This window comes from Bacillus andreraoultii (assembly GCF_001244735.1).
GTDB classification, from domain to species: domain Bacteria; phylum Bacillota; class Bacilli; order Bacillales; family Caldibacillaceae; genus Caldifermentibacillus; species Caldifermentibacillus andreraoultii.
In genome coordinates this window covers 735,821-747,746 of the sequence record NZ_LN868937.1, presented here as the reverse complement: position 1 = coordinate 747,746, position 11,926 = coordinate 735,821, and the positions used below count along the sequence as shown (strand labels likewise).

The window sequence follows — 11,926 nt, the reverse complement described above, 5'->3', positions numbered from 1 at the left end:
TTTACCCCCTTCGTTCATAAAAAGTGTAAGAGCGAGTGGAGTACTTTTTTTCATAGGGCAAAACAAAAACATTCGTCAGACGATTATTTGCTTTCTTGGCATCGCTATAAATATTTAACTTATCAAAAGTAACCCCATCCGAAAAATCATCCATCTTCTTCAATAGCCCTAACTGACTAATATCAAATGTATTATTCAATTGCTTCGTAAAATTAGCCGGTAGGTCACTGTCTAATTTATAAAACTCTTTCCATTGAAAAAACGAACCTCTATTGCCAAAATAATTAACATGAAGCAATAAACGTTTAAGGGTTGTTTCATTATGTTGAAAAGAATCTATATTTGTTCCAAAAGCAACTTCAATCGAATCATGCAAATAAGCAAACTCACGATAACTAACAGTAGAATTTATATTAATTCCTGCATCTCTATCTTCTTTTTTCGCTTTATCGTTAAGTTTTCTTATTTTTATCATCATATTATTAACAACAATTTTAGAGGAACCTTTTATATACACGCGTAATTCTTTTAAAAAAGACACCCACTCTTCTACACCGTCTTTCCCGTACACTTGTAAATATAAAGAAACCAACGTCATTTTTATACAAAACGGTGACGGATGTAGGTAAGAGGATGCGACTACATTTGTTGCATCACTTTCCCTCAATGAAAATAAGGATACAGGTATATATTTCGCGACTAAATACATAGGATTCACCTACTTTCTCACAATGGAACCTGGGGCGTACTGCATTAAATCCCTAATATTTTTCGTGAATTCGCTAATACTATTAAATTTCAAAAGTTCTACTTGTTTTGCACTATCCATTTCATTAAGGTTGGCAGTAATGGTAGCAATTTCCTCCTGATATTGGTCATTGAGTGGACTGACGGAAGGTGCAGGCAGTGAAGAAAAGCTAACGGTGATAACCCCTTTAAAATCATGTAAATGTGGGGCTTGAGAAGCTCTCATGGCACCTTCTGTTTTCAAAAAGGTGTACAGTACACTCTTTAACAATGCATCGTATCGTTTCTTTCTTTCCTCATCATCTACATCATAATTCAGTGATGCTTCATTTAAACCTATTCTTGCTGTTTCTAAATGTATAACCGTCGCATATACCCCCGTGTTAAGCGGACGGTAGAAAATATTTTGACCCGAATTTTCCGCTTTTTCTCCTTCCACAAGGCTAGCATTAGTTGCCTTTTTTAGGTGAAAATAGTTTTCTGTAAATGTTTTTTCCGGCTTTCCAACTATCCAACCAAACTCAATAATCGACTTTCGGGCAACATTTTTGCTATTGGCTGTTGCCATCATCCCTTCAATATCATCCAATACACACTTATGAATAATGGTGCGATAAACTTCCTCATCTGGTGTATCTTTTTTATAACTAGATGTGAACTCTTTATCACTGGCAATTCGATTAGAATCAAAATTTAAACAGCCATTGCACAGAGTCAAACCCTCTTCTAAACTGATAGTGTGTAGATGCTTTGCTTGAATATGTTTAAACATATCCCCAGAAATGGCATTTACCGTTGTAAGCTCTCCATCTTTATTTAGTACAGTTACTTGCCGTGTAAACGTCTGGTTTCCTTCGCTTCGTTCATTATTTAATGCATGCAAATCAAGGGATAATTCTCCTGAAATTGAAATAGAATAAATTTCTTTCGTCATTGATCATTCATCCTCCATTAAAGTTCTACTTTTGATTCGCTATTTATTTCTGCTGATTCATTATTTTTATCTCCAGTGTCCTTTTCTTTTTTTGCATATCCAAAAGCAACTAATAAACTACCAACCAAATTGCTTCCAAACTCATCGACTAGATTAATGACAGAAACTAGATCCTGATCGGTAATATTTTTTCTTGTACGACTGTCTTCCCCTCTTGCTTTGTTTGACTCGAACACTCTTGCATTCTCACTATTAAAAGTCGCAACAAAATCTGTTAATGTCGTGATAAACTTTTCCTTGTATGGAGCATTTTGTTTGAGTTTATGCTGCAAATCATAATGAACTGGGTATTTCCTTATACTTTTTTCTTGATATTGTAAGCCTAGTGTTGCTTGAAAAATTGCCCTTGAAATATTGATAAAGCCTGTGTCTTCCACTATTTTTGAATATGGTTGATTACTTTTCATAATGACCTCCTGCAAAATCTTATCGGAAAACGGTTTCAATTTTAATTTGTTATTTTTCTCATAAGTAGCGTTAAACACTTTAAAATGATACGCTTGAACAAAAATGAAAAATGATTCTAATCGTCCTGTAGATATAAAGGTGACTAAATGGTTCAACGGCTGATCAAGATCTTGGAGAATATTCTCATCACGTCTAATTTTATCGACTTTATCTATGATATCAGTAAATAATCGATCGTACCGTTCCAATTCCTCTTCATTTTCAATCCTTACCCAAGAAGGTAAATGATAATAAGATAGATTCATAACCGACTTGGCTTGTCCTAAATCTTTAAAGTAAGCGCAGTATACCCCCCCAACATAATCGATTAAGTTTGGAGAAATACCTTCTTCCTTTTTCAATAACGATCTAAGGACTTCCGTAATTGTGTACATTAACGTGGAAAATTCAAAGTAAGTTCTGCTTGGAGCTTTAATTTTGGACTTTATATTATGTACGATTGTTAAAACATCCTCACTTGCTACTTCTTTAGGGTCGATAACCAGTAAGAGACAATCATAAGAATTGGTCCCTACTTTCACTAATTTTCCAACAGATCCTTGTGTAACACCTAACATTTTAAACAATTCATCGAGTACAAAACTTTGTACTCCACTTGGACTTATTCCCGTTGCTCCTTTATTATTTACCCCTTTCGCTTGAACTGGATTAAAAAAAGAAAGGGCATTAACCGTAGTTTTTAGGGGTACTTTTTTCCCCGAACCTTTTTGATATTCTTTTACAAGTTTTTTAAAGGTTTTTATTTTTTCACCCATGTTCATTAGAGGAGAAGTACCCGTTAGGAAAATCCAGCGATATACAATTTTTATCAATTCTGGATCTTGTTGGAAAATCTCGGCCATTTTGTTGTGAGCAGTTAAAACTTTCATCCCTTGATAAAGAGAATAGATATGGTAGTCGGCAAGTTCTTTTGGCGGTTCTTCTCCAATACCTTTTTTATCCTGACCTTCCATTAAATAAGTTTGATAAGCCTCTTTTTTTCCCTTTTCCACTTTTAAGTAAAATGTATTTCCATCTGAAAATTCGTCCTCTGCGGTATTATCGATGAAGGGCATGATATATTTTGTCTCAAACGAATCAACATAACGTTCCCAGTTGTGATACATTTCATCAGATATCTCAATTAAATAATGGGAAGGTGTTTGTTTTAGTAAAATTGTGCTGTTACTATTTTGCTTAGCTAATAATCCAAGCAAATAAGTGATTCCATAAGCCTTCAAACAATCCGAATATGTATTCGTAGTTTTCTCTACCCAAACATAATTCAAACTCATCCCACCTTTTTCATGGTTAATTACAAATTTCGACAATATCTTAAAAATTCCTTCTACCTCCAAAAAAATTCAAAAATAGTTAATAATTGGATGACAATCCCCTAAAACGGGTCAAACCCTAACAAAAAAAGAGTACTTTTAATTTTTTCAATCCCTCTTATTAGGTCACGCTAGACTAATTATACAGTACATATCTATAATGTGTTATGAGTGGATTCGGAGTCCTTATAAAATCAATTAACCACTCACTCAATGCTCTTAAGACTTGTTTTTAAGAGCTTTTTACATTTTTAATACTATAATTATGATATTTATTAAAGATTCAAAATTAATCATTTTCCCACCACCTTTTTCTTTCTAGTATATTATTACCCCCATCCAAGGGATTTTAAACATAATTATTTAAATTCAAACCCAACAAAATAAGAAACTTATAATTAGGCTTTATTTTTGTAATTACTCTTTGATACAGTCAAAAAGTACCCTTATGGAGGCGATATATGATAACTAATATCAAAAAAGCGGCAAAAAGGTGTTAGGCTAAATAAATTTTCATTGTCAATTTGTAGTATTAATTGTATTAAATGTAATCATCAAAACCCTTTAAATATAAATTCAATAAATTATAATTAGAATATAAATACTTATTTGTTCTAAGAGGTGGAAGGGAATGGAAATTTGGCAGGATGATTTTGGAGAAGGAGCAATTTTTTTAACTAGAGTGAACCAAAATAACATAGGCGACCTTGCATATCAATAGCATCAACCGACAAGGAATTATTAGTATTCATTAAGTCCATAGTTGATGGAACAATAAACAGCAAGAAAACTTACAATCCAAGTAAACTTAGGAATTTCTATACCTTGAGTATAAAAGTAAAAATAAAGTCTTATACATATTACAACAAATAGAACCATTTTTAAGAGTAAATCAAAAGCGGCTTAGGGCTAGGTATATACTCAATCACTATGAATCTGTTACTCCTAGAAATGGAAAATATAATTCGGTACAGTTAAAAAACAAACTTCTTTTTGAAGAGGAATTTTTCAATATAAAATAGACCAGTCGCGATGACTGGTCTATTATTGTGTATTAGGTTATCCACCAAGTTATGTATGGTGGAGACGGTGGGACGTGCTCTTCCATGCTTTCGTCATGGCACTGACTATCTCTTAGACCAAGCTCGAATCTTTATAAACTTGGTCCCCTGGCGTCTTATGGACAATCTATATTTACCTAGATGCTAGGTAGCATTGCCCATCCTAGTACTACCAGAAGTTTGGCAGCCTATAAGTCGATACACGGCTGTTGGATTACTCCACATACCGCTCGGGATTGCCGTGTCACACAAGGTGAGGTAGGTTTCCCCGATAAAGCCAGGTTTTCACTTATGAGTTACCCCATAAGGCGACTAATACTTAATCGAACCCACGTCCAGAGATATCGGCACTTAAGCATCTACGAGTGTAGTCGATATATTCGTATTTCGCGAGTTACTCGGCCTATCGACTGGCTTTGTAATCGCTAGTCTGATTGTTCTCTTCCTTCGCCTTCAGACAGCAGGCAACCGGCGTATCCCACTCAAGTGAGCCCCTGACCCTACCACGTGGGCGATGGAGGAAGGAGCAGCTTAGTGCTTATTAGGCAGCTAAAGCTAAGTTATTGTTAGATTTGCCAGTTATTATTGGCGTGGCGTTATTTACGAGCTCGCCGACTCGACTCGCAGCCTAAGCTCGAACTATCCCTGTCGAATCCGTAACGTCCCCATGTTAGTATAGGAACTAGGAAATAGTTTTTTACTTAGCTACTATTCAGATGTAATGTTCGTCGCTTATCAGTTCCCTTGCGACATCTTTATTATAGCAAAATTAGAGGAAAAGACAAATGTGATGTTTTGGTTCTTTTTACATTTTTTGTCTTTCTCGGAATGCACGCTCAATATCACGTTTTGCTTCTTTTTTCTTCAAGTCTTCTCGCTTGTCGTATTTCTTCTTCCCTTTTGCAAGTGCCAACTCGACCTTTGCATAACCATCTTTTAAATAAATTTTTAATGGAACAAGCGAATAACCGGATTCTTTCGTTTCACCAATTAATTTACTAATTTCTTTTCGGTGAAGTAGTAGCTTTCGTGTCCGTAATGGATCATGATTGTACCGGTTTCCCTGTTCATATGGGCTTATGTGCATATTGTGTAGAAATACTTCACCTTTCTCAATTCGGGCATATGCATCCTTTAAGTTTGCACGACCAGCACGAATCGACTTAATTTCAGTACCTTGTAAAACAATACCTGCTTCATACCTTTCCTCGATAAAATAATCGTGAAATGCTTTTTTATTTTGGGCAACGATTTTTCCTTTTCCTTTTGGCATAGAACATTCCCCCAGTGAACTTTAATTTTAACAAAAATTCAGAGGAAAATCAATTTTGCCTGGGAAATTCTGTGATTTACTCAAGATGTTTTTATATACCGTTTAAAGAGAATTGGATTTTATTTCATTTGTATATGTTAAGATTTTTTTAATTCGGATAATAGACCATATTCAAACATCAATCATTCTCCAAGGGTGACCAAATAAAACAATTGATTATTTTTTAATAGGTAGCTGATTTTTCGTTAATTTTTTACGACTTTTTTTCGATATATAAAAATGAACCTTATACAACTTTCATTTATATGGTGATACTAACGTTTGTTTATTATTTGTTGTTTATGCGTGATGAACAAAGAATCTAGTCTGTTTGAAAAAGTTATACTCATATGCTTATTACTACGATAGGGAACATACTAGTTTTACTTTATTCCATATTTAGTTGAAGTTGTCTTTCCTTGTATTTAACCATTAACATGAAAATAGCCCCGTGTAAAAAACTGAATCACGAGGCTTTAGCGAATAAAATCTATCTCCGTTTTCCTTCCCGTTTTGCTTTCGGGGCATTTTCATAAAACTTCTTTTTCTTTCTCGGCTTTTTGTCTGGTCTTGCGTTCCCGTTCTTGTCGACATTTTTCGGTTTTTTATCCGGATTTGCGACAACGACTTTCGGTGCTGCCTTCCGCTCCACTCGTCTTGTTCCCTTCATACCAACCACTTCAAAATCGATGGAACGTTCATCTTTATTTACGTTAATGACACGAACAGTAATCTCATCGCCAATCCGGAAGACATTCCCGGTTCTTTCTCCAATCATCGCATATTGACGTTCATCATAATGATAATAATCATCGGTCAAATAGCTGACATGAACGAGCCCTTCTATCGTATTCGGCAACTCGACAAAGATTCCAAAGTTTGTTACAGAACTAATAATCCCGTCAAACTCTTCCCCAATTTTATCCATCATATATTCCGTTTTCTTCAATTCATCTGTTTCTCGTTCTGCATCGACTGCTCGGCGTTCTCGTTTTGATGTATGTTCTGCAATTTCATCTAACATTGCATTCCATCTCGCCTGTGTACCTTCATCGATTTCTCCATTGATTAAATATGTTCGAATTAATCGATGAACAATTAAATCCGGATAACGGCGAATTGGTGAAGTAAAATGCGTATAGTATTCTGTCGATAACCCAAAGTGACCTAAGTTTTCCGGATAATATTTTGCCTGTTGCATCGAGCGTAACATGACGGTATTCACAACCATCTCTTCCGGTTTTCCACGTACTTCATCTAAAATTTCCTGTAAAGCCCGAGGATGAACGGAATTTGCTTTTCCACGAACAATCAACCCAAAGTTCGTAATAAATTCAAAAAATCGTTGTAACTTGTCTTCTTTCGGATCTTCGTGAATTCGGTAAATGAATGGAAGTTCTAACCAGTGCATATGTTCCGCAACCGTTTCATTCGCCGCTAGCATAAACTCCTCTATAAGTCGCTCGGCAACAGATCGCTCACGAATGACGACATCTGTCGGGTGACCTTCTTCATCAACTAATACTTTTGCTTCTTTAAAATCAAAATCAATCGCCCCACGGTTCATCCGTTTATGACGTAAAATCGATGCTAACTCTTCCATCACTTCAAACATCGGAACAAGTTTCTCGTACCGTTGCCGCACTTCTTCATCTTTATCAACTAAAATTTTATTCACATCTGAATACGTCATCCGCTCCGTTGTCTTAATAACACTTTGAAAAATTTCATGACTAACGACCGTTCCATGCTCGTCAATTTCCATTTCACACGATAATGTTAGACGGTCAACTTGTGGATTTAAGGAACAAATGCCATTTGACAATCGGTGTGGAATCATTGGGATTACTCGATCTACTAAATACACGCTTGTACCGCGTTCAAATGCTTCCTTATCTATCGGACTTCCTTCTGTGACATAATAACTAACATCCGCAATATGTACACCTAACTTATAATTCCCATTTTCAAGCTTTGTCACGGTCACGGCATCATCCAAATCTTTTGCATCCGCCCCGTCAATCGTAACAATCACTTGATCACGAAGATCGCGGCGGTTTTTTAATTCACTCGGATCAATTTCATCTGGCGTCGATTGCGCCTGTTCCATCACCTCATCTGGAAATTCCAGTGGTAAGTCATGTTGATAAATAATCGATAAAATATCAACACCTGGATCATTTTTATGACCTAGTATTTGAATAACTTCTCCTTCTGCACTCATTCTACCTTCAGGATAAACCGTAATATTCACGACTACTTTATGTCCTTCAACTGCTCCCATCGACGCTTGTTTCGGGATAAAAATATCACCATTGAACTTTTTATCATCTGGAATCACAAAACCGAAATTCATACTTTGTGTATATGTACCGACAATTTGTTTCGTTCCCCGTTCTAAAATTCGAATAATCGTCCCTTCTCGTCTTGCTCCCGAGCTTTCTTTCGTCACACGTGCAAGAACGATATCCCCATTTAGAGCTGTATTTGTTTCACCGGGTGGAATAAAAATATCATCCATCCCTGGTTCATCCGGTACAACAAATGCAAAACCTTTCGCATGACCAGATACTCGACCACGAACAAGACTCATTTTTTCCGGAAGTCCGTAACGATTACTTCTCGTCCGAACGACAAGTCCTTTTTCCTCCATATACACAAGTGTTTTTACAAAATCTTTGAACTCACTCGAATCTTGTATTCCTAAAGCTTCTTCTAATTCACTAACCGTCAATGGTTTATACGCTTCTTCTTTCATATATTCGAGTAATTTTTCTACTAAAACTTGTTGTTCCATAGAAAAAACCTCCTTTCTTTTATAACAAATGTCCCGTTAAGTAGTCTTTCCAATCTTATGTAGAATAAAAACCTTCGTTACGAGGCATTGTTTCTTAAAAACCTTTCACCCTTAGTCTTTCCAATCTAAGCTATTTAAAAACTGTAGGATATCTTTATGAAGTTGATCTCTTTCTTTATCTAATGTAATGACATGTCCTGATTCCTCATACATTTTTATCGATTTCTCTATTGACTCCACTTCATTATAAATAATATTTGCACTATCAATATTGACCATTTGATCTTTTTTTGCTTGTACAATAAAGATAGGTGCGTAAATCATTTCGATATTCTGTTTCACTTCATTCATTAAAAGTTTGTTATCCTTTAAAAGTAGTTTTAAATCTTGAGAATCAAATGCGCTCATTTCTTTTTCGATTTGTTCTTTCGTTTTTCCTTCTTTTTCCTTATATTCTCTTGCAAATTGTAAAACGCCATGATAAAGAGCATCTTCATTTTTAAAGTACATCGGTGCACACATAGGGACAATCCCTTTTACTGGCATGGAATACCCTAACTTTAACGTAAAGAGGCCACCAAGTGATAGGCCAGCAACAGCAATTTCATCATGTCCCATATTTTTCAGATCTTTATATGCTTGAACAACATCATCCCACCAATCAGAGGGATTAAATTTTAATAATTCTTCTGGTGCTTCTCCATGTCCGCGATAAATCGGAGCATGACAAGTATAACCTTCTTTCTCTAAAAACCGGCCTAACATCCGTACATCTGCACTATTTCCTGTAAAGCCGTGCAGCAATAATACAGCTCTTGGCCCGCGGTGAAATGTAAATGGTTTTGGTGCAATCATTTTCAAGATAACTCTTCCTCTCTATAACACAACTATCCATATTTTTCTCGAAAAACAAAAGATTAAACGTATTCGATTGTACGATTTTCCACATTTAAGTGAATGAATTTCTAAGTTCAGCTTACAAAAACAGAGAGGAAATGTAAAACAATGTGCTAAGTTTCGCAAATTATTATAGAGGAATTTTTTCCCAATAATAAACGACAAAAAAACCTGACCCGATATGGCCAGGATTCCTTTGAATGATTAAAAATTAAAGTATGCTATCAGAATCGTAATCACGAAAAAGAGAACAGATAAAACGATGGTAATTCGTTGTAAAACTAAATCCATTCCACGTGCTTTTTGTTTACCAAATAATTGTTCAGCACCACCAGAAATAGCACCAGACAAACCGGCACTTTTACCGGATTGAAGCAAAACAACCGTAATTAAAGCAAGACAGTCAATCACTAATAATACGATTAAAAACGTATGCACGAGCCTACCTCCTAAAGGAAAACGTAACTAGTATTAATTTATCACAAAAAAAGGATAAAAACAATTGTCCCCTTTTTGAAGTTTACAAGGATTTCTTTTGAGATGCTCACTATTTAGCTAACAAGATCTCGTCTCGCATAACAAATACAACCGACGACTATAGCAATGACCGATCCAATGAGAAGGGAAGAAATTGGGAATAGTGCAAACTTCTCGATTGGGATGTAAGCCCGAAATAAAAAAATAAACGCACCTTAATGGTACGTACTACAAATAACCGTAAAACCATGATTTTTTTATCAGATTTACGGTTATTTTACACATTCTGCTTGGATTGTTTTTGACCAAGGCAAATAGTTGTTTATAATTTCTGGGTTTCTATGGATATCCAAATTTGGTAGTTCTTTCAGTATCCTTACTAGATACTGGTAGAAATCTATCCCATTCGCTTTAGCTGTTTCTGCGATACTAAGGCAGATTGCGTTTGCTTTTGCACCAGCTTCGCTCACGGAAAATAACCAGTTTTTTCGACCAATTACATTCGGGCGGATGGCATTTTCGGCGGGATTGTTATCAATCTCTATTCGGCCATCATTCAAGAATGCTTTTAATCCGTTCGCTCTATTTAGCGTGTATTCAGCTGCTTTAGCGAGTGCATTTTTCCCGTAAAATGGTGATTTTTCAACCCAGGAAAGAAACTTATCAACTAACGGTTTCGAGTACTTTTTGCGATTTTTCCTTCGTTTACTTGGGGATAAGTGCTTAAATTCCCTTTCAAGGCGAAATAAATCATCGCAGTATTTTACACCAATTCGTCCGTTTTTACTGTCTGCTTTTAACCAATAACGTCTAACATGAGCCCAACAATTGGCAAAGGTAATCCCTTCAATTTTGTCATATGCTGAGTAACCATCACAGACAATCGTTCCTGAATAATTTTCAATAAAGCCTTCAAGAACAGATCGAGCTCGTGATAATGAACTTTGAAACAGAACGATAGTTGGACCTTGACTAGGTACACTTCGATAAACCCAGTTATAAGCGTTAGATTGGCCAGGTTTTCCATCCGATCGATTGATAACTTGTCCATAAGTTTCATCGACGTGTAAAATGGACTTTTTTAGCATGATGTTTTTCATTCGCTCATATATAGGCAAAAGCCAGTCATGTGATGCCCGAATAACCCAATTAGAAAGATTTTTATCATTTGTATTTAATCCATAACGATCCCATTCCTTTACTTGCCGGTAAAGGGGTAAGTATTGAACGAATTTATCATAAATAACCTTGGCAAGAACACTCGGACCAGCAATGCTTCGTTGAATCGGAGGCTGAGGTGATTTGCCACGTTTAATTTGTGCCTTTTGGGATAAATCGGCTTTGCAGTTTCTACATTCATATGCATGTTCAATATGTTGAATTTTTTCCATTCTTGCAGGTATGAATTCAGCCTCTTCACGGACAATTGTCGTACCTATTTCAGTCATCTGACACTGACAACAATCACAAATCGTATTATCCGGATGATAATGAATGGTCTTTACTTCAATATTTTCATGTAATGAATCATTCCGTTTTTTATTCTGAACTTTGCGTACAACAGTGTAAGAAATCGTTTGTTGGCTTTGTTCTTCTGTGTGCTCAGATTCATTAAAAGACGAATCATCTTCGAATAATGAAATTTGCTTATCATCATGTGCATTATATTTCGTTTTCTCTGTTTTTGATCCATATAAAAGTTTCGTTAAATAGCGAACTTGCTCAGTTAGTGATTCTATCTGTTTGGATAATGCTTCATTTTGTTGATTAGAATGAGCTAATTGTTCTTCAAGAAGCCGAATTAATTTCTCGTATTGATTCTGATTATTAGACGAAGCATTAACCACAAGACTCACCACT

The 11,926-nt window shown here is 35.7% G+C and carries 8 protein-coding genes and 1 other RNA gene; all 9 read right to left on the bottom strand.

Annotation, left to right across the window (positions count from 1 at the left end):
• Position 1 precedes the first annotated feature (1 nt).
• Positions 2-709 (bottom strand): hypothetical protein, encoded by a 708-nt coding sequence (locus BN2144_RS08710; RefSeq protein WP_033827884.1) that lies wholly within the window; start codon positions 707-709, stop codon positions 2-4.
• A 9-nt stretch (positions 710-718) separates the two neighbouring features.
• Complete coding sequence (locus BN2144_RS08705) at positions 719-1,681, bottom strand: DevR family CRISPR-associated autoregulator (RefSeq protein ID WP_033827883.1); 963 nt, start codon at positions 1,679-1,681, stop codon at positions 719-721.
• A gap of 17 nt (positions 1,682-1,698) precedes the next feature.
• Positions 1,699-3,477, bottom strand: a complete 1,779-nt coding sequence (locus BN2144_RS08700; protein ID WP_139017876.1) for a hypothetical protein — start codon at positions 3,475-3,477, stop codon at positions 1,699-1,701.
• Between the two features lie 1,426 nt (positions 3,478-4,903).
• Positions 4,904-5,242: a transfer-messenger RNA gene (gene ssrA, locus BN2144_RS19150) on the bottom strand.
• 146 nt (positions 5,243-5,388) lie between these two features.
• Positions 5,389-5,856: an SsrA-binding protein SmpB gene (gene smpB / locus BN2144_RS08695; RefSeq protein ID WP_033827881.1), complete on the bottom strand. Its 468-nt coding sequence runs from the start codon at positions 5,854-5,856 to the stop codon at positions 5,389-5,391.
• Between the two features lie 529 nt (positions 5,857-6,385).
• A complete protein-coding gene (gene rnr, locus BN2144_RS08690; protein ID WP_033827880.1) occupies positions 6,386-8,692 on the bottom strand; it encodes a ribonuclease R in 2,307 nt (768 codons plus the stop codon).
• 111 nt (positions 8,693-8,803) lie between these two features.
• Positions 8,804-9,553, bottom strand: a complete 750-nt coding sequence (locus BN2144_RS08685) for an alpha/beta hydrolase (RefSeq protein WP_033827879.1) — start codon at positions 9,551-9,553, stop codon at positions 8,804-8,806.
• A gap of 240 nt (positions 9,554-9,793) precedes the next feature.
• Positions 9,794-10,027: a preprotein translocase subunit SecG gene (gene secG / locus BN2144_RS08680; protein ID WP_033827878.1), complete on the bottom strand. Its 234-nt coding sequence runs from the start codon at positions 10,025-10,027 to the stop codon at positions 9,794-9,796.
• Positions 10,028-10,338: 311 nt separating this feature from the next.
• A complete protein-coding gene (gene tnpC / locus BN2144_RS08675; RefSeq protein WP_033826478.1) occupies positions 10,339-11,913 on the bottom strand; it encodes an IS66 family transposase in 1,575 nt (524 codons plus the stop codon).
• Between the last annotated feature and the right edge of the window lie 13 nt (positions 11,914-11,926).

Excerpts from the sequence above, each read along its gene's own strand:
- BN2144_RS08710 (WP_033827884.1), bottom strand. The coding sequence starts at position 709 with ATGTATTTAGTCGCGAAATATATACCTGTATCCTTATTTTCATTGAGG.
- BN2144_RS08705 (WP_033827883.1), bottom strand. The coding sequence starts at position 1,681 with ATGACGAAAGAAATTTATTCTATTTCAATTTCAGGAGAATTATCCCTT.
- smpB (WP_033827881.1), bottom strand. The coding sequence starts at position 5,856 with ATGCCAAAAGGAAAAGGAAAAATCGTTGCCCAAAATAAAAAAGCATTT.
- rnr (WP_033827880.1), bottom strand. The coding sequence starts at position 8,692 with ATGGAACAACAAGTTTTAGTAGAAAAATTACTCGAATATATGAAAGAA.